The sequence below is a fragment of the Cytobacillus purgationiresistens genome, assembly GCF_030813235.1.
GTDB classification, from domain to species: Bacteria; Bacillota; Bacilli; order Bacillales; family Cytobacillaceae; genus Cytobacillus; species Cytobacillus purgationiresistens.
Genome location: NZ_JAUSUB010000013.1, coordinates 105,424 through 131,049, shown reverse-complemented (window position 1 = coordinate 131,049; position 25,626 = coordinate 105,424). Strand labels below are relative to the sequence as shown.

Sequence of the window (25,626 nt, the reverse complement as noted above, 5' to 3'; positions counted from 1 at the left end):
TAAAGCCGGTTTCCCCTTTAGCGTAAGGAAAACCGGCTTTTATATTCCAAAAATTGTCTTAGCGTATATTTTCGTTAAAATGTTGGCTGTACCCCCTTTAGACAACTATAATCTAAAGGGGCATTTCATCGCGACTTTATTTTAAACATCGCATCTTTTTAACAAACATCGTAACTTTATTTCAAATCTACAAGACCCCTTGGAATTTGAAAGTACTTTTTGGGTGTGAATCAAAGTTAATTAAATATATATATTATTAATATCTTATTCCCCTTTTGTATTTATTCGGTTAAAAAATTTTTAACCTCCCCCTTAAAAATTTTTTAACCCGTAAACCCCGTTAAAAAATTTTCAACCCATAAAACTGTGGATAAACCCCCTTAAAAAATTTTTAACCGCCCTTAAAGAATCTTTTAGGGCTATTAAAAATTCTTTAATCTGACTAAATAAAAAAAAATAAAAAACTCTCATAAAGAGAGTTTTTTAAATAATTTCATATGCTACATTTTCATATTCAATGTCTAAGTTTACTAATGCTTCTCTAATAATAGAATCATATTTTTCTTCTAGCCAGTCTTTATTGAATTGGCTATTGGAGTATATTATGATGTCCGTTAAGTTTTTCTTTACTATGATATTTTGAAACCAGGTATCAAAAGAAGGCTTACTTACTTTCTTTTCTATAAAGGTCAAGAGGTTGTTTAGGATTGTCTTTTCAACATCATTAACTGTCTTGACTAGTGCAGCATAATCTTTGGTTACTACGATATCTTTTTGATTGGCTTTAATAATCTTTTCTTTGCTTTTAATGATTTTTCCATATTGAATCCAGCTTTGGTATATCTCTTCGAAATTGATATCCTTTTCTAACTCAACTTTTTCATTATTGTTGATCATAGTGGCCACATATTTTTCATGTTCCTTTTGCAGCCGTTTAGGCAATCCAGTTTTCTCTTTTTTTAATGCCTTTTTTATATGGGCTGGTGCATCTTCAGGTATTTCAATAGTAGGGTCTCCATAAATGAGCTTTTCCGTTAATAACGGTATCTTCTTACGTAACTTGAAGACCGGGCTTTCTTCTTGACCTAAGCGACTGTGGTTGATCACACTTAGTTTAAAGGAGAATCCGTATCTTTCAAGGATATCCATGAAATTATGTATTGTAGGTCTAGTCTTATCCATCTTCATACTAATTAATTCGAAATTGGGAAAACACCAATCTTTAGATCCGTATGCAAACCGCTTTAAATGCCCATATAGCGCTAGGCCTTCGGCATTTAAATAATATCCCCAAAAATCGAATAAATAGTTATTAAATATTGTTAATTCGCCATCGATATATGGAATATTTTCACCATATTTGTCTAATGACATCTTCTTTACTTCTTCCTCTGAAAAAAGTACCTTATCTTGATCAGGATAATAGTATACTTTAGCATCTGGTTCCTGATTAGATGAATTTTTAATCAGCTTAGTTCTAGGGTGAACCTCGCCGTTTTGAACTTTTCTATAGTATTCAAGCTTATCGTTATTACCTTTGAGATTCTTCTCAAACTCTTCCACGAATGTTACCTCCCGATTCTATCTCCTAAAATTACTAGAATCGGCAGTTATTTCTTACTTGAATTTAATTAGCGCCACTGTTAAAATATGAGTAATTAAGCAAGTATGAAACAACCGCCTTATCCGTTTTACTTAATCTTCCATTCAGCGGCCAAACTGATCAGATTAAGTAAAATCTTGGTGGTTTTTTTATGTCTTTTTTTAGCTTAATTTGTAGTATTTCTATAATTTTAGCAGACTTTTTCCCAGTATGCTAGAAGGATATAGAAGGCCGGTTTAGATTAAACGAAAAAACCCCAAACCAAAGTAACTCTTATGAAAAAGAGCTTTTGGCTTGGGGTACTCCCATTGCTATTATATTTACTTATCTATATTTAACCAAAAAAACCTAATCTTTTCAACTAAACCTTTTATTGAAACAGTACTTTTTTAAACTGCTCCCTCAAGCAAGATCGTTTTTAATTGTTTACATCGAAATCCGGTCCTATTAATTCCATATAAATATCCATGCATGGATCACAGTATATTGATTTTTCGAATACTGTATAGTGTTCTTCCTTTTTTATTCTACTGTGGCATGTATGACAAATGACCAGGTTTACTACATTAGAATTTTTCACATTAATTGCTCCCCTATTTATCACTATTTAAGGCATCTCCAATGACCTTTTCAACCCATTGACTCATGGTAATACCGTTAAGTTCAGCGTGCTCTTTGATTGCTCGTATCTGTTCAATAGGTAGGTCAAGTGATGTTTTACGGTAGGCACTTTTAAATATTACTCGATCGTTTTCTTTAAGAATGATTCCTTGCTGCACATACTTAGATAGTTCAAAAATATTAAAAGGAATGTTCGCTGCTTCTATTTCAACTGCCTGTAGGATAAAAAATATATTTTCATCCACTTCTTTCAATCTCGCATTTTCAATTCCCCAATTTTGATAGATGAAATCGATGAACGGGTATAAATGGTCCTCATCCTTGGGAATAAGTAAGTGGACATACCCTTTATAGTCAAATTTATCTTTATGGATTGGATACAGAGGATCTAACCTATATTTAAATTTACCTTCATCCTGTGAGACCCATTTTCGATATTGGGTAATATAATAACCCCAATCCAACTTATCGTTCTGTGAAACCCTAGCTGTTAGGTCCAGGATATTTTGTGATTGAAAGAGTTGGAATAATGACTGGTCATTTTCTCTGTTATAGTATTCGTTTTTACTTATTTTAGTTAGGCTCTCATTTAGGTGAAAGGATTTTTTGAAACTTTCAAAGTCATCTTTACTGATCACATATGAAATTCTTTCGTCACCATAAGGAACTTCAGCCGCTTTTAGACTTCCACTCTGAATATATTTATAGATTGTTTGGATATTTACACCCAACGCTTTCGCTACTTCCGCCGGCCTGAGTCCCACTGGTTGCTGCTGTTTCTCTTGGAACAATCGATCTACCTCTGGCTTTTCATATCTTACTTCTTTTCTGAGCCTATACGGATCAGGTATTTTTAGTATTTTCTTTTGTTTTGCATATAGATATACGGTTTGTTTAGTAACTCCCAGCATCTCAGCAACTTCGCTTTGTGTATATCCGTCGTTCATAAGGCATCCTCCCTTCAAAAGTACTTAGAGCTAATATCAATTTTATCCTCCTAAATAACTCGCTTCTTAATGAAGTTATCATCTACTAAATAAGCAATGTGTTTCGCTATGGAGGGGGAATGTGACAGTGATAATAAAAGTAGAAAAACTATTAAATAGAGCAGATCTTTGGGAGACGAGATCGAAGCAAGCTGCTTTATAAGGGCGATTATGACAGGTCAGGAAAACTCCGAACAAAAGCAATGCATCTACTTGACTATCATTAAGTTCATTTATTAGCTTTGTTTCTTTCTTCAATTTTGCGAGCTTCAGCTGATAATAATCAACAAGTTTCTTTAATCTTCAATCATTATAATTTTGACTTTTGAAATGCGTTCATCGGCATCATTGTCAATACCGTAATCTTTATAGGTTGCATAGACTTCGTACAAGCCATCACCAAATCCTCATGATAAAGTACATCCTATAATGTTTTTAAATTCTCCAGAGCGTTCAGCACTCATAGTGAATTGACATACTTCTTGGTAAGATCCGTTATTAACGGTATTCCAAACAATCCTATTTTTATCAAAATCTGCTTCAAAAAATTCCGGAAGCACTTGCTGAATAACCTCAACTTGCTTCTGATTATTTGTACGTACAAACCCATCCCCATCTTCTTTTTAAATTGTATCTTTATAATTCTCTAAAATGTGTAAAAGTTTACCCCGACGATATAATTCTATACGAGGAATGCCCGTAGTCTCTGTTGCTACCTCATCTTCAATCTGAATGTGGTTATTATTTATTTTTCTAATCACATATTGATTTCCCTCATATTCTCCAAAGCGAAAGTTATCTAATGCAATAAAATCATAAATGATCTTGTAAGTTTCTAAATCCATTATTTCTGAATCAAGAAACTGCTTAATGAAATCCATCTAAAATTTCTCCTTTTACCTTTTTTATCGACTAAAAAGTATAACAATCTAATTTTATTCCATTGTTTTAAACAACTATTTTATTTTTTAAATGACTTTAATATTTTTTGAACAACTTTATTATTCGTTAACGTCTATACAAAGCGATAACTTTTCTATTGTTACTTTTCCACTCTTAATTTTTAAGCATAGGGATAGAAAATTGACCTTCTATTTTTGACATCAACTCTGCCAAAAGTTGTGCTTTTTTATCAACCGAATAATTTGAGAGTATTATGTTCTCATATTCTGTATTAATTGATTTCAAGTCCATCTATGACCCTCCTTACTTCTTTAAAAGCATTACCTTGCATATAATTGACAACCAAAATAGATTTTAAAATCCAGTATTATATATGTATATAAAATTTGGTATTTTATAGTATGATAATACTATATTATAAACTTATTATCAATAATAAATGTATATATTTATAAAAGTATAAAAAATAAATATTATAAACTACATAAACAAATAGAATATTTTTTTATGTAATGAATAATTATTTGTTTTTCAATTGAATTTAAAATTACATAAATTTATAATTTATTTAGAGTGGATTTCTAGAAAAAGAAATCTATATATACTTAGAATCTTGTGAAGGAGCAATTATATGAATTTTTTGCAAGAAAATAATAAACATATAAAGGTCATTAAAAATTGGCGAAATCAATTAAATGAAAAATCTGTAACTGACATACAGGAAAAATTAGATTTGAATGAAAAATTGAATGCAGATCCATTTAGGGATTTTTCGGATTTGGAAATGCTACAGTGGTATTTGTTTAGAAAAACTAATATCAATAGTCAGAATGAAAAATCTAAAAAGACCATTAACGAATATAAGAAAGAAATTAGCTTATTCATTGAACACCTCCTTACTTTTTCTACTGAGATCAATATCGATATCAATTTTATTATAGAGTCATCACTATTTAAGTCACTCTCTCCCAGACATATACGACGGTACCAGGAGTGGCTGGTCACACGTAGTCCACATGTAATGACTAAAGGCAATTATTCAGCAGCCACAATTACAAGGAAAACTAACATTATTAAAAGCTTTCTCAAGTTCTTATTAGAAAGCAACTATATACAGCAGCCGCTCCATACAGGTTTTTTAGAAGCCACTGTGCATAACGATGATCGGCCCAATAAAGATTTAGATGCAGAAGAAGTAAAGCAATTGCTTGATTACTTTAGAAATAGGCAGCATCCAATTGTTTTTGCCTTGATACATGTTTTTACTACAACCGGATTAAGGAATGAAGAGCTATGTAAATTAACTGTGGGGGATCTTAAATATGATGCGAGTCTCAAGGGGTTTTATCTTGTAGTAACTGGTAAGGGGAATAAAAAGCGGCAAATCCCACTTAAAGAAAAAACATTGAATAGTATTAAAATGTTTAGGTATGCAAGAGGTCTAAAAGAGATTGATCAATCAATAAAGTCGGATCCATTGTTTACAACGAATACAAGTAAAGCATATAAAACTAGCTATCTTTCTAATTATCTAACGAGAGAAATAAAAAAATCCCAACTTCATGAAAGAAATATCTCTTGCCACCATTTCCGTCATGCATTTGCAATTATTTCTCATAAAAGTGGAGTGGATCTCTATGATATTAGCAGAAGTCTTGGCCATGAGAAGTTAGAGACAACTATGATTTATTTAAGTAAAATATTTGAAAGGGAAAATCATGCAATTCACGGGTGGGATTCTAAGATATTTGGAGAGTATATATAATAAGAAGAAACTAGGTTATTCTTGATGATTTAGACCCTAATGATTGGCATTTACAAAAGAACCTTGAATGTTATGACCCATTCAAGGTTCTTTGCAGGATACGATTAAATTTCATTTATTTCATCCTTTATAAGATTTTAGATTTTCATTTACTTTTGAAAGTTTGATACCCTATCTTTATAGTTCAATAATACTACAAAAGTAAAAAATGAGTGATATTTGTAGCTTTGTAAAAAAGTTTGATCAAAAGTTTTCAAAAATTCTTAGCCGCCAAGGCGTATTTAGTATTTAATTAACTTCATAATCCTTTGCTTAACGCAAACCTTCATAACCCTTGATATAACACCGTTTGTATTCTTACCTTATATTAATATATAATTACATTTAATCAAATTCCATATATTTACATTCACCTAGTGCCATACGGACGCACGTCTGAAGGAGAAAAGGAAATTACTTTAGAATCGCAACTTTTATGCGGTTGTCAGGTTCTGATAAGTCTGAAATATTAGTTCATCAGCGTTATAATAAAGCCCTGCATAAACGATAAATTCAGACATGCCAACCCCTTGGCTCCAAAGGGGAGTGAGTTTCGGAACTTCCTAAGATTATTATATTAACTAAATTTGTCTAGAGTATGAGTATTTATTCCAACAAATAGGTGATTCATGCTGCTGACCAATGCACTTAAAAATAAATAGTATTTGGGGTCCTGCCGCATACCCATCAAGCTAAGGAAAGAATTACCCCCAAAATGAAATTTTCAGAGCTTCTTTATTAAATAAAAACTCTTTTTTTCGTTTTGGGGATTATTAATTGTTAACTTGATGGGCATGTGACGCTACCCCTACAGGCAGATGATACGATTTTTGTTACAGACCTTACCCGGATTACCCGGAGCACAAGAGATTTATTTGAATTGGTAGATGACATCAAGCAAAAGAAGGCAAATTTGAAGTCCTTGAAAGATACCTGGTTAGATTTATCCGAAGACAATCCCTATAGTGAGTTTTTAATGACTGTCATGGGAAGCGTTAATCAATTAGAACGTGATCTTATTCGAATGTGTCAGCGTGAAGGAATAGGACTTGCCAAAAAAGAGGGGAAATATCGGGGGCGGGTAAAAAAATATCATTCGAAACATGAAGGCATTAACTATGCAGTGGAACTTTACAGAGAGAGAAATATGACTGTTAAAAAAATTTGTAAAATCACAAATGTGTCAAGATCGGCTTTGTACAGAAAATTGGCAGAAAAGAAGTAAAGAAGCTAACCACATTAAAAAGTAAATATTTCCTATAGTGACCCTTCAATCCTCGAATCGTTTCCGTACCCCCACCATAGGTGAAACATTAATCTGTGATATATTAATGAGGAGTAATTCTTTGTTACCTCAAATTATTTTATTTACAACAGTCAAATTTGCGACACTAGGAGGCTGGCTCGATGAAGATAAACATATTTGTTGTTGAAGATGATGATGCTTTGTTTGCTGCGTTGAAGAAAGGTCTAGAGGCTTGGTCGTTCCGGGTCACGAGACCAGATGATTTTGAAGGTGTGATGCGTTCATTTCTTGAACAACAGCCTCAGCTCGTCATCATGGATGTCATACTCCCGAAATTTGACGGTTTTCATTGGTGTCGCGAGATTCGCGCTGTATCCAAAATACCCATTATTTTCCTTTCCTCCCGCGATCACCCAATGGATATGGTCATGGCGCTGAACATGGGGGCGGACGACTTCATCCAGAAGCCGTTTCATACAGACGTGCTTTATGCCAAAATTCAAGCCTTTCTCCGGAGGACATATGCTTATGGCGAAGAGCAATCGAATATTCTTGAATGGAACGGCGCCTTGATTGATTTGAATCGAGGTGTAATTCGAAACGCTGGGAAAGAAGTGGATTTAACAAAAAACGAATTTTTTATACTGATCACGCTCGTGAGATCGAACAATGTCATTATCTCGCGCCATGACTTGATACGAAAGCTGTGGGAAGACGAGCAGTTCGTGAACGACAATACCCTCACGGCGAATATAACTCGTTTGCGGCAGAAGCTGGAGACGATCAATTTGGCAGACGCTATTGTGACAAAAAAAGGGCTGGGTTATATGGCCATCACTTTATAGAGATTATGAACATGTACTGATAGGGGGAACCGTGCTATGTTTATCCGTTACGTTGATGCTAGGAAAAGCTGGATTTTACTGTTTGCCGGCTTGCTCGGCTTAGCCAATGCTCTGATCCTGCTTGATCAAGGCATCCAGGTCACATCTACTTCTCTCCTTTATTTTAACGCCTCATTTATTCTGTCCTTTCTCCTGTTTTTTATATGGCGCTTCAAAAGAGAGACAAAATATGCCGCCGCGTTGGCTGCTCTGAAGGAAGACATGGCCTTAGACTGGATCGAGACACTTCCTGAGCCTGGGGACGGCCTAGATCAGATGACCAACGACATCTTGCGGGAGGCCTCCCTTCAGTTCAAACGAAAGCTTTCTGACTATAAAGAAAATCAACTGATCGAGAATGAATTCACGGCCTCATGGATCCATGAGGTGAAGACTCCTCTCACCGTCATGAAGCTAATCCTGGAAGCCCTGCCAAGTGATCCGGAAATACGTAAAATTGAAGCGGAATGGTTGCGGGTGTATTTGTTGGTCGACCGTCAGCTGCATATGACACGTCTGCCCGCGATCGAATCGGACTATGTTCTTGAATTGGCCTCCATACAGCGCCTTGCCGCGGAAGAAGTACGGGAGCTGGCGCCATGGTGTATGGAAAAAAATCTGGCGGTCAGGATCGAAGGAACGGATGTAAAGGCCATTACAGACCGAAAATGGTGCCGCTTCATCCTTCGGCAACTGTTGACGAATGCCGTGAAATATAATCCTGCGAATACGGCACTTATGATCGTGACGGATGTAACGGAGACAGGCCAAGTCTTTTTGGATGTCATCGATGAAGGACCGGGAATACAGCCGCACGAATTGCCGCGTATCTTTGACAAAGGCTTCACGGGCGAAAACGGCAGGATTCACAACGCAGCGACCGGACTTGGGCTCTATCTTGCAAAAACCGTTGCAGATAAATTAGGAATTACCCTCAAAGTGCAATCCGGTCAAACGAAAGGTACGGTGATGCGAATGATTTTCGTCAATCCCAACGCATTCGAAGCTGTCCGAAGAGGGGCGGGCGAGTAATATCCAGTATGAAGCAGTCAGGGTTGCTCCTGGCTGTTTTTTGGTGTGGAATAGTGAACCTGACAATATTGTCACGTTGTCTTGCCAGATCGTCATGTAAAACGTACGACAAGCGGAAAATCCAACTTTATAATAAAGCTATCATCAAGCAACAATTATGATTTGGAGGTACGTTATGAATCAGTTGAATGTAGGAGAAACCGTTTTACAAGCACGAAATGTCCACAAAACATTTGGTACCAAAGGAAATACACAGCATGTATTAAAAGGAATAGATTTACGCGTCACCCGCAGTGAATTTGTCGGCATTATGGGCCCTTCCGGCTCAGGCAAGACGACATTGCTTAACGTCTTAGCCACGATTGATTATAAAACGGACGGAACGGTTTTAATCGATGACGAAGATATCTCTAAGCTAAGTAATACCGCGCTTTCCGCCTTTCGTCGCAACAAGCTGGGATTCATCTTCCAGGATTACAATCTACTGGACACGTTGACAGTGAAGGAAAATATACTGCTGCCCATCTCCCTTAGCAAAATGAGCAGGCGGAAAGCGGAAAGCGAGTTCACATCCATCGCCGATGTGCTTGACATTAAAGCACTGTCGCACAAATATCCGCATGAATTATCAGGAGGCCAGAAACAACGGACAGCTGCCGGGCGCGCTCTGATCCACCAGCCTTCGATCGTGTTTGCAGACGAACCGACCGGTGCACTGGATTCCAAATCCGCTTCCTCGTTACTGGACGTGATGGAGAAGGTGAATCAGCAGCGAGGCGTCACCGTTGTCATGGTGACCCATGATCCGGTAGCCTCCAGCTATTGCAGCCGTGTTGTGTTTTTAAGAGACGGGAAGATTTATTCCGAGCTGTACCGCGGCGATAAAACAAGACATGCCTTCTTTAATGAAATTATGGACGTGCAAGCTGTACTGGGGGGCGATCATGTTGACAGTTTTTGAATTAGCGCTTCGCAGCATGCGGCAAAATGTGAAGCATTATTATTTGTACTTCTTTGCGCTGATCTTTAGTATGAGCCTGTATTTTGTCTTCACCTCACTACAGCACGATCAGGCTGTTCAGAATATGACACATCCGAGCGTTGACTTCTTTGCCGGGTTTCAAATTGGGGGAGTCATACTTATTGTGATCGTTGGGATCTTTACCATCTCGGCCAACGGTATTTTCCTGCGTCGGCGCAGTCGAGAAATCGGACTATATCAGCTGATTGGTCTTTCCAAAGGCTGGGTAGCCCGATATCTAATGATCGAGAATATACTGCTTGGCTTAGGTGCACTACTTGCTGCGATCATTTGTGGCGCGTTGATTTCAAGGCTGTTCGTCCTGTTTTTGTTGAATCTGCTCGGCTTAGAAGGGATTGTCGACATCAGCTTCTCCGTACCAGCGGCTTTTAAAACGTTGATGGTCTATCTTCTCATCATCGTCATCACTTCCATTCAGATGATGCTGAAGGTTTATCGCAGCACCCTTCTGAATCTGTTTCAAGCTGACAAGCGGCCTGACCTCACTAAGCCGCCCAAAGCGGTGGCATCTGCTATTTTCGCCCTACTCGGTCTGGTGCTGATTGGATACGGCTATGAATTATCGGGTCATATCAATAAACAGTTATTCCTCAACGCACTATTGATGCTCGGATCCATCGTTGCAGGGACTTACTTATTGTTTCGCGTTACGATCAGATGGTGCTTTTACCGGTTCCGCAAACGTAAAGATGGACACCTGGGCTTAACAAACAGCCTGTCGATGGCTCCGCTGATGCACCATACGAAAGCAAATGCCAACTCACTTACCTTGATTACGTTGTTGTCGGCCATGACCATCACGATGATTTCCATGGCTTACTCCTTCTACTACTCCGTAGAGCAAGAGACCCGCCGTGATCTCCCTTATGATTTTATGTTTGAAAACGAGCCGCAGGAGGCGCTGTCGTTCAAGAAGGAGCTGGAGAAGGAAGGCATCGATGTTAAACACCACGTCGTTGAAGCGGTTCTGACGATGGGCATCATCCTTGATCCGAATGACGAATCCCGCAAGTTTGAAGAAAGTTTGTTATGGCTTCCGGCAGAACAGCTTAAACAAACAGGCGCAGACCTCAACATACCGCCAGATGGAGAAGCCATTTTGTACAATGCTGGGGCCTCACTTGCCGGGGACTTAGATGAGCAGTCGAAGCGATATCCAACCGAAATAGAGCTGGAGCAGCATGGACAGACCGTTATGTATACATTGAGGACATTGATGGAAAGGAACATCATGAATTTAAATGCTCCCGGCACTCAGCTGCTAGTGTCAGAAGCGACGATGGACAAGATCGCAGAACAAATGGCCGGTACGCCCGATTATAAAAAAATTCGCTTTGAAACGTATCAAGTTCCTGACAAGGAAGAGCTCGCCATAGCTTCCTCTCTATACAACGCAAAATACGTCAGTGACGAACGATTAACGTATGATTTCTATACGCAGTACAAAGTAGTGCTGCAGACGACAGGCTTGCTCATTTTCATCGCAGCTTTCCTTGGACTTGTCTTTTTGATCTCAACCGGCAGCATCTTGTACTTCAAGCAAATGACCGAAGCCGAGCAGGAAAAGCAAAGCTTTAAGACGTTGCGTCAGCTCGGATTTGACGTGGATATGATCATGAAAGGCATTATACGAAAGCAGGCCATCGTGTTCCTTCTCCCTCTATCGATCGGTATGCTGCATTCGATCTTTGCTATCGAGGCGGCTTCATTTATGATCCGGTCGGACACCACGTTTCCGGCATCCATCGCCATGGCGATTTACACGGTTATCTATCTTGTATTCGCTCTGTTTACCATAGGCTACTACCGCAACATTGTAAAAAAGGCTATGTCATAACCAGGATGTGGTGGTAATGGAAGCACCGACATACCCGGGGGCAATTGATATTTTTCGGGGAAGTGGTGCTACCATACTTACGGTGCCTGTTGATAAAGATGGAATGCGAAAGATATACTCCAAAACGTGTGTGAAAAACATAAACCAAAAGTTATCTTTACGATTCCTACATTTCATAATCCAACAGGTGTTGTTATGTCTCTAAAACGACGTAAGCAGTTACTTGATATAGCCGGGAGTATCCATTGTATTATTGTGGAGGACGATCCATGCAGTGAGATTTATTTTGAAAAAAAACCACCTGTCACCCTTAAAAGCATGGATCAGTTTGGTAATGTAATTTATTTAAGAGGATTGAGCAAAACGATTGCTCCGAGTTGTAGAATAGGAATATTAACAGCTTCTGGCTCTATTTTCAATCGTTTATTAGCTGCAAAAGCAAATGCTGATTTAGGAAGTCCTTTACTTACACAAAAGGCTATTCTTCCCTTGATTAACTCTAAAAGAATGATAGATCACTCAAAAAAGTTGAGGACGGCTCTAAAAATCCGAAGAGATTTAGCTCTTGATTTACTTACAAGTCTTTCTCCTGAGGGTGTATCTTGGACGATACCAGAAGGAGGATTAAATTTATGGATCAGTTTGCCTTCTTGGATTGATAGTCATCTTCTTTTATCAGAAGCAAAAAAACAACAGATAACATTTTTACCAGGATCAGCATGTTATCCAGTAGGGCAAGAAAATAATCATTTGCGTATTAGTTACTCATATATAAATGAGGAACTATTAACACATGGAATTACAACATTATGTAATATCTTTCATGCTGCGATTTCATCCCAAAAAATAAGTGAAAATAGGCCAAATTTTTAAATTGAGTTATTCCTTGAAAAATAAAACAGATTGTTAGAAAGAAGAGAGAAATAAGCAAACCGTTTACGTTTGATTACTTCTCTCTTGTGCTTGAAAGAATCACCATTGTAAATTGTTTAAGAAAGATAAAATGTCAGCTTGGATTTCTTCTTGATCCTCACCTAATGTCATTAAATGTCTTGAATTGGAATAACCCTTTACACTTTTACTTTCCAAAGATACATTTTGATAGATATAATCAGCACTTTCTTTATATAAGACTTCATCTAATTCTCCATATAAAATACATATAGGCTTCTCAATTCTCGACAATCCTTCCATTGTTAAGTCAATGTATTCCTTAAACTGTAATAAACTATTAAATGAAGATGCTTTTAAATGATCCAATTCATGAGATATTTGCTCCTTGCCTTTTCCTTCTAATTGTTTATAAGTTAATGCATATTTTAGGACACGACTTTTTAACATGTCTACATCTCTCTTATAAGGAACAGACATCGTAACTATACCATTAACATTTAATTTTTGACCTACGTTTAAAGCGAAAATGCCACCTAATGATACACCAATTACAGCAATAGTTTGATAACCCTCATTCTTTAAAAATTGGTAACCTCCTTCTACACTTTTCCACCAATCACTAGGGTTCGTAAGAATTAATTGTTCGCTGGATAATCCGTGGCCCTCATATAATGGAGCGAAACAAGTATAATTTTCTTGATTCAGGTACCTTCCTAGTTTTTTCACATCCACCGTATTGCTAGTAAAGGAATGCAATAATAAAACCGCCTTTTTCCCGCCTTTTAATAAGAAAGACTTTGGTTGAACGACTTTTACCATTCATTTTACACCCCTATATATCCAGAATTTCTTTATAGTTGGTATTATATACTTTATTTTATCTGCAAACATTTGGGTTGGTTTATCAAACTTTATTTCAAAGCAACATTAAATACCTATTTTTTCTTGTGAAAAAGTGTACTGAAAGTAATGTGTGCTTTAGCTTAACAAGCCAAAGTAAAAAGGCGGTTCCTTAGCGTATGGGCATTCGACTTTTTAGGTTGAAGTTTGCTTAGCGTATAATATCCGCGTTTTGTCGGCAGGACCCCTTGTAGCAGCAGACTCAACTGAGAAATTGCCACCCACAGATGTAGAGAGGGTACTTGAGTTAGCGTATGAACAAGATTGCTATATGGGCTTTAGAGATTATTTATTGAAGAGTCCTCTTAGGAAAAGAACTCGTGATTTAGTTTTAAAATACACAAAGGAATGTTATGAATTAGATTTCCTTTCGAATGAAGATTAATCGACATCTTTCAACAAAAAGGCATTTTAGTAGAAAGAGTTTACATAATATTATTATAGTAAGGAGGTTCTTTTTTTGAAAAGAAGAAAAGCTCATATCGTATTTATTAAGGATATTGATGGTATAACATTAGATAGTGTACATGGCCAACTCTGGAATGCATCAAACAGAGTTGATTAATTGAATGATTATAAGTGGGTTGAAAAAGCCTGGGTTGTTGGTCCGGACATGAACAGTACTGATCAAAATATTCGTAAAATTCCATCCTTCAGTGACAATTCTGATGCAATTAAATGGTTTAAAAATAAATATGAAGATAAATTTGTCTATATCACTTTAGACCATATTGATGATCAAAAAATGTATATATACTATTTAATTTTAGATGAAGTTGCATTTCGCTTAGGAATGAAACAGTTAGAGAAAAATACTACGATGACTGACCCAATGAAATTCTTAGGCAGCCATCAAAAAATTGAGCTATATGAATATGGTCATATTCATATAGCTCATTGATTCCCGGATAAAAATCCGGGTTTTTTAATACCTACATCACTCTTTCAACTAAATTGTTATTATGTTGAAAGAGTTGATTTCAAAAAAAGCCCCTTCTTAGGGACTTATCAAAAACATTTTTCACACTTATTCATTTTGCTAAATGTCCTTAATGGAGTGTCTGGATTATCCGCATAGTAATATGACCCGTTTTTACGATTACTAGTTATTACTTTCATTTTGAAATTATGTTCAGTTAGCCATTTGCATTTAGCATGATGGACACAATTCCTTGTTAAGTTTTTATCTGTAATTGCTACAAAACCTTTGTTATTGTTTTTAACTTCAAGAAACTCATCCAAAGTAATAATTTCTTTCAATAGAGAATCATCCTTTTTTTGGTTAAATAAAATCCAACACCTCTAATATTTCTTCAGCTTTATTTACAACCTTACTTATAGCATCTCAGTATTGAAAGTCTACACTTTTTTCTATTTAATTGATTTCCAATACATTTGAACAAAAAAGATTGTTCCAGCAAATATTAATAATCCACATAGTTTAAAAATGAACTTAGTTTGAAATGCTGCACCATCATTTCCAGTAGCAAGTAAAGCAGCTCCAATAATAACTCCTATCAAGCCTAGTAATAAAATTAAGAAAGTTTTCATTTTGGCCATCAATCTCCTTAAATTTTTAAAAAATGTAAAATATTTAAAATAACTAACACAATTCCCTTCTAAAATATGGTAACATTATGTTGGTTAAAAAAAAAGGAGGAATATACCAGATGAAGAAAATTTTATTAATTCTTACTGCCTCAATTCTATTCTTTATTACACCTTTGCAGTCATTCGCAGCGCTTAGTAATCCATCACCATCAGTACCAAAAACTGAAGTAACCGAGGATTCACACACCTTTGAATTAGAAGGAAAAGTTTACACTCTAACTTTAGTCACTGAAGAAGGCACACAAACTGCCTATATCGAACACGAAAATGGCGAAGTTGAATCTGTTTCATACAATCAAACAAAAGATGAGCTACGTTTTAATGGTGAGTTAGCGGATGCCGAACTTTTTGTAGAAATGAAGGAAGCTGCTGACGAGCTAGGAGGTTCTGACACTGAATATAGTTCTGATGAAGAGCTAAGTTCTCAGTTTGAAACGTTCAGTAACTATAATTGGAAACATGTAAAATCTTATAAAAATAGTTTTAATGTAAAACTATTTACAGTATTGGCTATTACTGGGATAATCTTATTGTTACCAACTGGTTCAGGGGCTCTCATGGGTGTTGTATTAACTGCAAAAATTATATCAGTACTTGCTGCTTCTATTTTTTCGGCTTCCCAACAAAGTAAATATTATTATACTTTTGATACATATTATAGTCCTCTAAATGGTTACTATAATAACAAATTTGTTATGAGAGTCTATAAAGATAGCAAAAGAACAAAACTAATTAAATCGGTTTCTCACACTACTCGTATGGGTAAAAAATATTAATGTAATATAAAAGGTTACTGCTATGTTATGTGGTGGTAACCTTTTATATTACATTAATATACTATGCTAATTTAAAACATTACAATTAAAGTTTGCATTTAATCAATCAAAAGGTTTTATTATAAATGTAAGTTACCTCACAGTTTTCCTTCACAACTCCCCGTGAATCCAAACTTGATTAAACCTATCTTACTTAACGTTAGACATTTTAATTTCCTCCCTCACACATAGAGAAAGGCAGCCACCCCGGCTGTCTTTTTCATTTCTAATTATAATGAAAGAAGGTTTTATTATGACTAAAATCAAAAAGAAAACAATCGGTGAATTGACTAACAGTAGGATGCAGTGGTCCTTTGATCCTTCCACTCGTGTTATTAAGAACAAAAAAGGAAAAGGTTCCTATACTAGAAAAAAGAGCATTCCCATTGAATAAGGATGTTCTTTTTACTTGTCTATCTTTCGGACAATTTTAAAGTTCTTTAATAGTTGTTCTTTTGTTGTACTCCGCTCAATGTATACATTATTTTTATTAAAACCACACAGCAGCATTTTACGGATCTGGAAGTGGAGAAAACATAATATGTAAAGCCATTAGTGCCCCACAAAGATTGGAAATTGACGAATATACTGTAAAAAAACCATATAGGAACCAATTTGATTACTTTGTCAATCATTCATTTCTTTCTCCTTTTTTTGACTATTATTCCCGAATTATGAAGGATTTATAAATAATTTTGATTCCCTTATTCAACTTCTAATCTGTTCAAAATGTGCTTACATAATTTCATTTGCTCTGGTTAAACTAAAGTTACTGATATTAAAATAAAATAGGATTGGTGTACATATGAGGTGTAAAAGTTTTACAAAGATTTCTAGTGAATCTTTCTCATTAATATCTAGTGTTCTTCTTAACTCCTTTGGTATAACGATTCTTCCTAATTCATCAACCTTACGAACAATCCCTGTGCCTTTCATAATTTTGTATCTCCCCTTAATATCATTATTATTTTTCGTCCTGTTAATTCTCCTACAAACTCAACATCATGAATCTTCCATCCTTGCTCTTTTACATAAATAAGCGACGTTTTGACAATAACCGTTTCAGTATTAGCAAAATTGTTAAATTTCGTAGTGAGCTTAAACTCATATTCAAAGGTCTTCAGTCCTACCATTGATGACTTTACCGATTCTTCTGATTCTGGCACTTTAGCTCCTGAAGGATGGGTTGCTTTAAACCCTTAGTCGGTCATCAATGGTTCGATTTTATTATATCGTTCAGCAGTGGATTCATATGTGAAAAACGCTTCAAGGAACTCACGGCTTGTATTTAATGCGTCTGTATTCTGAATAGAGGATAAAGATTCGATCTCTTCTTCATAATTCTTCTGATTAGCTCTGACGTCCTGCAGTTGTGATCGTAAACTGAAAACATACATCACAATTATGACCGCTGCAATGAATCCAATCATCAATAAGATGTAATTTTTCTTTTGGTTTGGTTCCATTGATTTCACCCCATTACTGAATTCTTCTGAAACCTAAGAAGGGATATAAGTTTTTTCAATCTTGAATGGAAATATAAGAAGACCGTTGCTGCCATTCGCATTAATAAATTTTCATCAAACACATACATGCCAACGTGGGAAGCTCCTGGCTTATAAGTAGAGAAAAAAACTAAATCGCCTGGTTTAATTTGATCTTCAGGAACTGGAACTTTTTTGTTGTATTGAGATTGAGGCGTTCCGTACATGTCGATTCCTACTATAAATTTTCGCTCTTCAACAAAATGACAAAAACCGAAATCCCTTCTTTATAGAGATAGGAAATTCCGGTTTTTCTTTTTTATAAACAGTTCAACTTTATTTCAAAGCTACAATATTAATCATCTTGAAAAATAAAAACCCTGCTTTTTAAGCAAGGTCGTTATTTTAATTTTTATAAATTTATTTACTATTCAATAAGACTCCAATTTAAGGAGGTGCTATAGTCTAATGTTTTTCGATTTGAATCAACATATGCAAAGGCTGGATTAACTGATAGTTCCAAGGCATTATCCGGCAAAGTAATTTCATATATACCATAACCTGTGATACTAGAATCACCACTGGCAACAGTTATTGGCCCGTTATCAACAGTCTGAGAACTCTGTACAATACTCGGTAACGCCTGCTTCAAACCTCTGATTTGTTTGATACCCGCTATTGGTTTAATCTTTAAAATACCGCCAGGGAAGCTTCTTGTTTTATCGACACTTTGAAAGTTCATTCCATAAATTTTGAGTTCCCATCCATTGCGATCTTTTCTGGTATCCTTAATAATTATTTTTTCCTTAAATGAACCAGTACTTTTTTGGGTTTCTCCATTCAAGTTGATAGGTAACATATCAACCTCTACTGGGTTAGATAAAATAGATAATGATCCCAATTCTGTTTTAAAAGTCCCTGAGGCTGCTACACTGATTCCATCTGCTCCCTTAGGAATAATCGTATATGCATATTCTGTATCAGAAATAAGAGCGTCATCGTAAAAAGTGTTTTTAGGTCCCTCATAGATTGCTGTTCCGTTTCTCAAAAGTTCATAACTAGTCACATTTCCGATGCTATCCCAGCTAAGATTTATGCCAAGATCATCAATATCTGATGATTGAATCACCGTTTGAGGAGAGAATCCTTTCCCATTTGCATGGTTGTTAAAATTAGACTTGTCATATGAGAGACTTGTAGTATAGTTATTGAAAATCCAGGCACCTACTCCATTGCTATTGTATTGCTTAGCTGAAGCTGCAGCTATCTCTTGGCCATTAAGGGCCTTGTCCCAAATATGAAACTCTTTGATGTCTCCATAAAGGAAATTCTTTTCTCCACCCACTGAGATATTATTACCTGAGTAAGATACGCTGCCTTCAGCCGGCTTAGAATCTACTAAGACCTCATTGAAGTAAAGTTTAACGTCACTGCCATCATAAGTCATACCTATGAATGTCCAGACGTCTAAAAATAAGTAGTTAGCATCGAAATCGACTTTTACCTTTGTTCCGTTGATATTTATTACGCCTTGTAGCAATCCCTCTGTGATACTTAATGAAATATCACCATTGGAAACGATGGTTTGATTTGTTAAGCTCTTAGGCTTAAACAAGATCCCCCAAGTTAAATTAATCGGCAGGTGATACTGGTCTGCATCTTTAATCTGAAAATATTGAGAAGTTCCATCTAAACCTAATCCTTCAGCTGTTATTGGGTTAGGATTTGGTACCCAATCCTTGTATTTAATTGTCACTTCATATTCGTAATGGTCTTCGTATGTCCTAGTATCAACAGCAGGCTTAGTTACATCCCCCTGGTACCTATAAACTCGCGTATCAACGGCTGGCTTGGTTACATTACCTTTGTAATTCCAAACCCGAGTATCACTTGCTGGTTTTGTAACATTGCCTTCATAACGCCATTCTCGGGTATCTACAGCTGGTCGAGTGATGGTTCCACTAAAATATGCTGTGGCATAACCTTGAGTATAAGCGATATCTCCGATGGAACCAGTGTAAGAAGGATATGGAGCATCACATTCAGTCATGTGATACTGGGACAACCATCCGCTATAGGTCCCATCATTATGATAGATGCTACTGCTGCCATTCCACCATGCTCCTACCCTTGAATCCATCCAGCCACCTGCTCCACCGTTAGTGGCCCACCACTGAAATCCATCAGTACAACTACCGTATTGTGATGTACTATGATTCTTGGAATCGCTAGGGGTATAATATCCACTTACAACGTAGCTGTTAAGGTAACCGGAGTAACCATCTTTATTATAGTAAGAACTATATTCACCGGATACATATTTGGTATCAGAAGGTGAATATTGTCCACTGACAACATATCCTTCAAGCGTACCAGAGTAACCATCTTTGTTGTAGTTTGGTGAAGATTGTCCAGTTACAAATTTGGTGTCTGCTGGTGTGTAAGAACCGCTATAGACGTATTGATTTAATTTCCCTGTAAATCCTTCATGGCTGTAATTCTCACTTGTTTGTTCTGTTACATATTTAGTCTCTTCAGGTATATAATCCCCACCAGTTTGAATTGGAATAGCTTCACCATTTGAAACTTTGATATTTATATCTTCACCGTTAACATCAAAGTCAACTTCACCATTATCTACTGTAACACTATCAACCTTTACTAAGTTTGGTATAGAGATAGTTTGAGATTGATGGATGGATGGACTGGTAGGAAATAAAACTGTTTTTTTTCCAAATGAATCAGCATGAACATAATTAGTTACGTGGATTGAATTAATAACTAGAATCGTGCACAGCAGAGTGAAAATAACCTTTTTTATCATGTTCACCCCCTTTTGTATTATTTAGGTTGCATCTATGGAATTGTCTTTATTTGTTGTTTTCTTTTTTCCATATTTATACGATAAGTACAGACCTATTAGTAAAAGTACGACAAAAATAAACCAAGCATAGACAGGTAAATTCAAGATGGGTACATATACTTTTTGACCGGTTTCGGCAGCATAGGTCTTTACATCTTCTCTATTTATAGAGAAGTCGCTGATAAATGGCTGGTCTTCAAACGATGGCTGCAATATCAACTTATATTCTCCTGGCTGATACGTTTCCCCTGTCCAAGGAATCTCCATCGATACTTTTGCTTTTGGTGCTACATTAAACTCTGGTATTTCGCCTTTAAAAATCATATTTTCTTTCTTATCAATTACTTTATATGAAAAGGAAATATCTTCGACTATGTCAGCATTTGAATTTTCTAACTCAAATTCGATAAATGCTCCACTAGGGATTACACGATTGCTTGCATTATTTACATCCAAAGGGATGGTTTCAGCACTACTGGATAAATTCATTTTTATTCCAAGTGCCTGAGCTAGCTCGATTTTTCCCTTTAACGATAATTGGCCAGATTCCTTTGAGACATTTCGTTCTCTTTCAGTGAGGTCTTTAAAAATAATACCGCCAAGCAATGTACCCTTTTCTCTACTATCAGGGATATTTACAACCACTGGTATTTTCTTTGATTGATGGGGACCGATTACTATCTCATTGGCCACGTTAATATGTTCATCCATGTAAAATGAATCATCAGTTAGAAAAGAATACTGATCGCCTTTTTCTTTCTTGTAAACAATACCACCACGTGGTGAGTTAATCGCATTGGCTGACTCTATTCCAATCTTAATATCTTCAGGAGAGAGATTTTGAATAGAAACTTCGAAAGTCTGTGTCGTTCCAGGTTTTACATTGATATCAAAAAAACTTTTTATTCCTTCTACCTGATTTTTAGGTAAATGAAGCTTTATTTCATAAGGTATATTTTGTGTATTTGCTTCGGTAGGTTTGGTCGATTCAGCTTTTGCATTAGATGCAAATGTAAAACATAGACTGCTGATCAATAACATCTTAAGAATATTACGCAATCAAGGTTCACCACTTTCTTATTGAGAGGTAGATGCATTCGCACATACCTCTCAATTCATTATAATTAAGGTCCACTAACAATGGTGTAGGTAATAGTTGTTTCATATGGTGTTGATACGCCTTGATAATTTATTTTATCTACATAAGTAGTAGATGGATTCAATGTTAGTTCTAGGTTATCGCTGCCAAAGTCAATGCTGTATTTACCCATCCCTTGATCTTTATTTGCCTTCATAATAGTAACTTCACTATCTGTATCAAGTACCCATGACCCACCATGCCAAGTAGGTAATTGTGAAGTAGATCCACCAACTGTAGAGATGTCTGCTCCGTTATTCTTTAATAATAATGAGCCTTTTGGTAAAGTTTTCGCTGAAGTTTGCGCAGCATATCCCCCTGGAGGCGCAACTGTTTTAAATTGAGTAGATGAAGCATTAATTCGATAGCCTTCACCAGTACCACTTGCATCAACAAATGTTAATACACCAGGATCTGCATTTGTTTTTTGTATTTCTCCATTTAGGGTAATATCGTTAAATGTTGTTGAAGTGGTAACAGATACATCTCTGGTTCCTGCATTAATTTTTTGAATTACATGGGTGTCGCCGGTAGGAGCAGCGAATGCTGAGCTTCCGAAAAATACAGATGATACAAGTCCAATGCTCAATACAGCGGCGCCTAATTTTTTGTTTAGTTTCATTAATTAATCACTCCTATTAAGATAGATTTCTACTTTATTTAAAAACTTTAATTCTACTAGTTAATTGACAAGCGTCACCTCCTTAGGTGGTTCAATCCAGCTTTGAATGCTGCTCACAGAAAAATCCAAATGCATAATCCTGGAGCTAGAAGTAAAGTTAGTTAGGAAAAACTTTAGATTTTTTAAATCCTTAATAACTTCGGAAAAACTTAGAATGTTGAAATTTTGATTATGATGATGTCTGAAATAAGCACTAATATGTTCTTCACTGACAAAAGTAATAAACCTGACATTGGTCTCTTCAGTCAAAAAGGTAGATACCCTATCTAAAGATGGTTGAAGCATCCTTAGTGTGAATGAGTTAGCATGAGTGAATTGGCGGTCTATAAAATCTTTCCGCATTTGGTTCTTCATTTCTTTCTCTCCTCGTTGTTTCACAATTTTTTACAGCTGCATTACTACTCGGAATCGATAGTTTTCGATAAATTGGTTAAAGGAATTCTATATATTTCTGAGTTTTTATAATCATCTCTGTAGATTGTCTATCCTTTGTATAGTTATTCTTCTTCAACAAACCGTAAGCTAAGATTTCCTTGTTCAAGAGCTCTGAATCTTTCAAATCGAAATACTTGAAATATGGCTCGAAGATGACTAGTGAGAAATATACATCCTCTTCGGTTGAAAGGTTTATATACCAAACCTTTTCTCTTCTAATTACCTTTTCTACTTTCCCATGAACAAAGTATGGGATACTCTGATTCAAGCTGTCCGACCAAAGGGCGTTATGTGCATCTAAACAAGGTCTTATCAACTCTGAAATAGGAATCTTTAAACCTTTTATAGAAACTAAAATACTTGCTAGAATATCTGGTTCTGTTGATGTAAAAAGCTTCTTGATTGATTTCAATGATGAGATAGATTGAGGCGTGTTATTATCTTTTTTGATTTTTATTGTTTCTTCCTTTTTATGTTCTTTTTCTTCTTTTTCTAAGACGCGAGGTGAATAGTCAGGATCCAGTGAATTAAGGTTCATCCTAACAGTTATTTCATTTGGACTACTGCTGCTTTGAATGGCCTTCTGATATTCTTGGACTTTAGCAACAGTATTTTGAAAAGATAGGGTTTGGAAGAATCCGCAATCTGGATTATGGACTGATAATCCCTTACCACTGGTCTTGAAGTATCCTGATTTTTCTTTAGATGGAGGAATAAATATAACCGGTACGCTACACGATTGGTCCATACAGAAAATTCGCGTTCCATAGATATCGTATGCGTAGTCATTGGCTGTTACTAATTTGCCGTTTGGTAATAGAGCGGAGTGCATTTACTCATTTCCCCTTCGTGTCAGCAGTTGGATATTGAGAAATATTCATAGGTCTATCTGGCTTTAAATACTCATCGCGAATGACTGATCTTTGAAACTTTATTTGTTCACATACTTTTTTCTTAGATAAAATAGCCTTTTTCATTTTAATCTCTCCTTTAGATTTCAGTTTCAATGAATGGGTAAACTGAGTGTATAGTTATTTCGTTTATATTTTTGGTAAATGGGTCATGAAGGTGGCCATGAAAAAGGTGATTAATTTTATTGTTATTGATTAAAGTATTGAATGAAGTAAATCCTCTGTGCGCATGATCTAATGTCATATTTTCATAGGCCGGATTCGAGTGAGTAATTAAGATGTCTATATTTTGCTGATAAATCTGTGTCACAAAAGCAGCGGCTTCCTCCTCGGTATGTTGCCCAAACAATTTATCCTTATATTTTGGAGCACCACCGAACCCTGCAATAGTTAGCCCTTTAATTCTTACAATATTTTCATGAATGTTCATTACTTCAGTATCATCAAAGTTACTAGGGTGACAGTGGTTTCCGAATACGCCTAACTTAGGACAAGAATATTTTCGATTTACTTTTGACACTATTTTAGAGGGGGTGTCACCTAATAAAAAAACCAAAATCAGGATTACTTTCTGGTAAAACCAATGAAGTACGTGTATCTGCAAAGGCAAGTATTTTCATTTCTATATCTCCTTTAATTCCTTTTAGAAAATGATTTTGATCCACCCAAATAATGAGATCCATAGGATGGAACTAAAAAATGATCCCCACATTAAACCTTTAAATATATTTCCACCATGAGTCTCCATATTGACGCCCCTCCTTACATATGGCAGATGTTTCATAACCTATATTCAACTAGCGATTTTGTTAGTCAGTGCAGCTAATCCCATCTTTATAGGACCGCTTGCTCCATATCCATCTGGGAACACCACTGTTTTACCTGTTTCTTTACATAGTTCTTTGATTACATTCATTGCTTCGTGTCCGCAGCAGTCCTTCAGGACGATGACAATGTCAGCTTTTTTCACTAGTGGCTTGAATTCTAGCTTAGGAGCCCCATTTCGCTTTTTTCCTACATGGAATAAAACCTGGCAGCCCATCTTCTGTCCTATTTTTTTATAAGTTGATTCATTATTCCCACCGATAATTGCTAATACTGGTTTTTTCATTTTATTACCCCTTTAACATTTTATTATCTTTTATAATATAACATTATTTTATAATAGGCAATAAAAGGTTTTTTTAACAAACAAGCCAACCATGTTTTAGAGCTTTTGCTACCGCTCCTGTTAAAGTTTTCACTTCAAAGTTCCTTAGAATATGTTCCTTTTCAATTTTCAACCTGTCTTCTTGAATGGGTACTTTGATTAAAATTTCACTAAGAGTGTATCCATCAGCTGCGTATGATAAGATGTTCCACTGATCATACGATAAGTTTGGCAACTCTACTTCTTTTGAACCTGTAGTAAATTGAGAACCTAGATTTAGATGATTAATTAATTTTGGATCGTAGTAATAGCAGTCGTTTTCCAAATATTTAATAGCATTTTTTAGCACCTCAAATGGAGCATCGTAACCAATGATTCCGCGGACTCCATTAATAATTAATTTATTGATATCCATTGGGGATTTCTTATCAACTAGACATAGTGTTTTTATATTCTCTTTTATACAAATCTGAATTATTTCATTGATATAGTCTGTTGCCGGCAGTGGTGTTAAAGCAATGACAAGATCCCAGTGCTTTAGTTTTAACTGCAGAGGAGCATCACCAATGGCTGTTTTTGATAGAGTAATGGACAAGTTTGGGTTTGATAATTCTAAGAGCGTTCTCATACGATACATTTGGTCGAAATGATAACTAATCATCAATGTTTTCATATTTTTGTTCCTTTCTAAAAAAAAAGACACCCCTTCAAAGCATGTAATGGTACATGCTCTGAAGGGGTGTCCCTGATAGAGTTAGATTCAATTTGTAATCATTATATCATAA

The 25,626-nt window shown here is 35.9% G+C and carries 26 protein-coding genes and 4 pseudogenes; 10 read left to right on the top strand and 20 right to left on the bottom strand.

The genetic code is table 11. The features are described from left to right. Positions 1-483: 483 nt before the first annotated feature. The 4 genes from J2S17_RS15380 to J2S17_RS15365 form a co-directional block, all read right to left on the bottom strand. A complete protein-coding gene (locus J2S17_RS15380) occupies positions 484-1,563 on the bottom strand; it encodes a DnaA N-terminal domain-containing protein (protein ID WP_307476316.1) in 1,080 nt (359 codons plus the stop codon). Between the two features lie 633 nt (positions 1,564-2,196). Further along, positions 2,197-3,171, bottom strand: a complete 975-nt coding sequence (locus J2S17_RS15375; RefSeq protein ID WP_307476314.1) for a helix-turn-helix domain-containing protein — start codon at positions 3,169-3,171, stop codon at positions 2,197-2,199. Positions 3,172-3,833: 662 nt separating this feature from the next. After that, a complete protein-coding gene (locus J2S17_RS15370; RefSeq protein WP_307476312.1) occupies positions 3,834-4,091 on the bottom strand; it encodes a hypothetical protein in 258 nt (85 codons plus the stop codon). 175 nt (positions 4,092-4,266) lie between these two features. Further along, positions 4,267-4,404 (bottom strand): hypothetical protein, encoded by a 138-nt coding sequence (locus J2S17_RS15365; RefSeq protein WP_307476310.1) that lies wholly within the window; start codon positions 4,402-4,404, stop codon positions 4,267-4,269. Positions 4,405-4,744: 340 nt separating this feature from the next. Between J2S17_RS15365 and J2S17_RS15360 the strand changes: the two genes are divergently transcribed. The 7 genes and pseudogenes from J2S17_RS15360 to J2S17_RS15330 all read left to right on the top strand — a co-directional run. Then, positions 4,745-5,878, top strand: a complete 1,134-nt coding sequence (locus J2S17_RS15360) for a tyrosine-type recombinase/integrase (RefSeq protein ID WP_307476308.1) — start codon at positions 4,745-4,747, stop codon at positions 5,876-5,878. A gap of 847 nt (positions 5,879-6,725) precedes the next feature. Further along, a pseudogene (locus tag J2S17_RS15355) lies at positions 6,726-7,142 on the top strand (recombinase family protein); the annotation flags it as partial. Positions 7,143-7,324: 182 nt separating this feature from the next. Continuing rightward, positions 7,325-8,008 carry a response regulator transcription factor gene (locus J2S17_RS15350; RefSeq protein WP_307476307.1) on the top strand — a complete coding sequence of 228 codons (684 nt, stop codon included), beginning with the start codon at positions 7,325-7,327 and terminating at the stop codon, positions 8,006-8,008. A gap of 36 nt (positions 8,009-8,044) precedes the next feature. Beyond that, positions 8,045-9,079: a sensor histidine kinase gene (locus J2S17_RS15345; protein WP_307476305.1), complete on the top strand. Its 1,035-nt coding sequence runs from the start codon at positions 8,045-8,047 to the stop codon at positions 9,077-9,079. A 175-nt stretch (positions 9,080-9,254) separates the two neighbouring features. Beyond that, positions 9,255-10,040: an ABC transporter ATP-binding protein gene (locus J2S17_RS15340; RefSeq protein ID WP_307476303.1), complete on the top strand. Its 786-nt coding sequence runs from the start codon at positions 9,255-9,257 to the stop codon at positions 10,038-10,040. Further along, a complete protein-coding gene (locus tag J2S17_RS15335) occupies positions 10,027-11,958 on the top strand; it encodes an FtsX-like permease family protein (RefSeq protein ID WP_307476301.1) in 1,932 nt (643 codons plus the stop codon). The genes J2S17_RS15340 and J2S17_RS15335 overlap by 14 nt, the downstream gene beginning before the upstream one ends. Before the next feature lie 4 nt (positions 11,959-11,962). Further along, a pseudogene (locus J2S17_RS15330) lies at positions 11,963-12,831 on the top strand (aminotransferase-like domain-containing protein); the annotation flags it as partial. Positions 12,832-12,930: 99 nt separating this feature from the next. Here J2S17_RS15330 and J2S17_RS15325 read toward each other — a convergent pair. Then, entirely contained in the window at positions 12,931-13,671 is a 741-nt protein-coding gene (locus tag J2S17_RS15325) for an alpha/beta hydrolase (protein ID WP_307476300.1), read from the bottom strand. Positions 13,672-14,317: 646 nt separating this feature from the next. On the opposite strand from J2S17_RS15325, the gene J2S17_RS15320 reads away from it, so the two are divergent. After that, positions 14,318-14,653 (top strand): hypothetical protein, encoded by a 336-nt coding sequence (locus J2S17_RS15320; protein WP_307476297.1) that lies wholly within the window; start codon positions 14,318-14,320, stop codon positions 14,651-14,653. 107 nt (positions 14,654-14,760) lie between these two features. On the opposite strand, the gene J2S17_RS15315 is transcribed toward J2S17_RS15320, so the two are convergent. Together J2S17_RS15315 and J2S17_RS15310 are read right to left on the bottom strand one after the other, a co-directional pair. Continuing rightward, positions 14,761-15,012, bottom strand: coding sequence for a hypothetical protein (locus tag J2S17_RS15315; RefSeq protein WP_307476296.1), 252 nt, complete (start codon positions 15,010-15,012; stop codon positions 14,761-14,763). Positions 15,013-15,123: 111 nt separating this feature from the next. After that, positions 15,124-15,303: a hypothetical protein gene (locus J2S17_RS15310; protein ID WP_307476294.1), complete on the bottom strand. Its 180-nt coding sequence runs from the start codon at positions 15,301-15,303 to the stop codon at positions 15,124-15,126. A 119-nt stretch (positions 15,304-15,422) separates the two neighbouring features. Between J2S17_RS15310 and J2S17_RS15305 the strand changes: the two genes are divergently transcribed. Beyond that, the gene (locus J2S17_RS15305; RefSeq protein ID WP_307476293.1) at positions 15,423-16,139 is read left to right on the top strand and encodes a hypothetical protein; all 717 of its coding nucleotides are present in this window, start codon (positions 15,423-15,425) and stop codon (positions 16,137-16,139) included. A 292-nt stretch (positions 16,140-16,431) separates the two neighbouring features. Continuing rightward, entirely contained in the window at positions 16,432-16,572 is a 141-nt protein-coding gene (gene arfA, locus J2S17_RS15300) for an alternative ribosome rescue factor ArfA (protein ID WP_307476291.1), read from the top strand. 428 nt (positions 16,573-17,000) lie between these two features. On the opposite strand, the pseudogene abrB reads toward arfA, so the two are convergent. The 13 genes and pseudogenes from abrB to J2S17_RS15230 all read right to left on the bottom strand — a co-directional run. Further along, a pseudogene (gene abrB / locus J2S17_RS15295) lies at positions 17,001-17,114 on the bottom strand (transition state genes transcriptional regulator AbrB); the annotation flags it as partial. Continuing rightward, positions 17,111-17,575: pseudogene (locus tag J2S17_RS29095) on the bottom strand (YddI family membrane protein). The pseudogenes abrB and J2S17_RS29095, both read right to left, overlap by 4 nt. A gap of 74 nt (positions 17,576-17,649) precedes the next feature. After that, positions 17,650-17,889, bottom strand: a complete 240-nt coding sequence (locus J2S17_RS15280; RefSeq protein ID WP_307476286.1) for an NlpC/P60 family protein — start codon at positions 17,887-17,889, stop codon at positions 17,650-17,652. Between the two features lie 200 nt (positions 17,890-18,089). Continuing rightward, entirely contained in the window at positions 18,090-20,486 is a 2,397-nt protein-coding gene (locus J2S17_RS15275) for a LamG-like jellyroll fold domain-containing protein (RefSeq protein WP_307476284.1), read from the bottom strand. Between the two features lie 21 nt (positions 20,487-20,507). Further along, complete coding sequence (locus tag J2S17_RS15270) at positions 20,508-21,584, bottom strand: DUF916 domain-containing protein (RefSeq protein ID WP_307476282.1); 1,077 nt, start codon at positions 21,582-21,584, stop codon at positions 20,508-20,510. Between the two features lie 65 nt (positions 21,585-21,649). Next, complete coding sequence (locus tag J2S17_RS15265) at positions 21,650-22,285, bottom strand: WxL domain-containing protein (RefSeq protein ID WP_307476280.1); 636 nt, start codon at positions 22,283-22,285, stop codon at positions 21,650-21,652. Between the two features lie 60 nt (positions 22,286-22,345). Continuing rightward, entirely contained in the window at positions 22,346-22,699 is a 354-nt protein-coding gene (locus J2S17_RS15260; protein ID WP_307476278.1) for a hypothetical protein, read from the bottom strand. Between the two features lie 76 nt (positions 22,700-22,775). Then, a complete protein-coding gene (locus tag J2S17_RS15255) occupies positions 22,776-23,612 on the bottom strand; it encodes a hypothetical protein (RefSeq protein ID WP_307476275.1) in 837 nt (278 codons plus the stop codon). A gap of 4 nt (positions 23,613-23,616) precedes the next feature. Beyond that, complete coding sequence (locus J2S17_RS15250) at positions 23,617-23,757, bottom strand: hypothetical protein (RefSeq protein ID WP_307476273.1); 141 nt, start codon at positions 23,755-23,757, stop codon at positions 23,617-23,619. Positions 23,758-23,770: 13 nt separating this feature from the next. Beyond that, the gene (locus tag J2S17_RS15245; RefSeq protein ID WP_307476271.1) at positions 23,771-24,211 is read right to left on the bottom strand and encodes a metallophosphoesterase family protein; all 441 of its coding nucleotides are present in this window, start codon (positions 24,209-24,211) and stop codon (positions 23,771-23,773) included. A 16-nt stretch (positions 24,212-24,227) separates the two neighbouring features. Next, positions 24,228-24,374 carry a hypothetical protein gene (locus J2S17_RS15240; protein WP_307476269.1) on the bottom strand — a complete coding sequence of 49 codons (147 nt, stop codon included), beginning with the start codon at positions 24,372-24,374 and terminating at the stop codon, positions 24,228-24,230. Positions 24,375-24,484: 110 nt separating this feature from the next. After that, entirely contained in the window at positions 24,485-24,802 is a 318-nt protein-coding gene (locus J2S17_RS15235) for a DUF2325 domain-containing protein (protein ID WP_307476267.1), read from the bottom strand. A gap of 73 nt (positions 24,803-24,875) precedes the next feature. After that, positions 24,876-25,514 carry a helix-turn-helix domain-containing protein gene (locus tag J2S17_RS15230; RefSeq protein ID WP_307476265.1) on the bottom strand — a complete coding sequence of 213 codons (639 nt, stop codon included), beginning with the start codon at positions 25,512-25,514 and terminating at the stop codon, positions 24,876-24,878. Positions 25,515-25,626 lie beyond the last annotated feature (112 nt).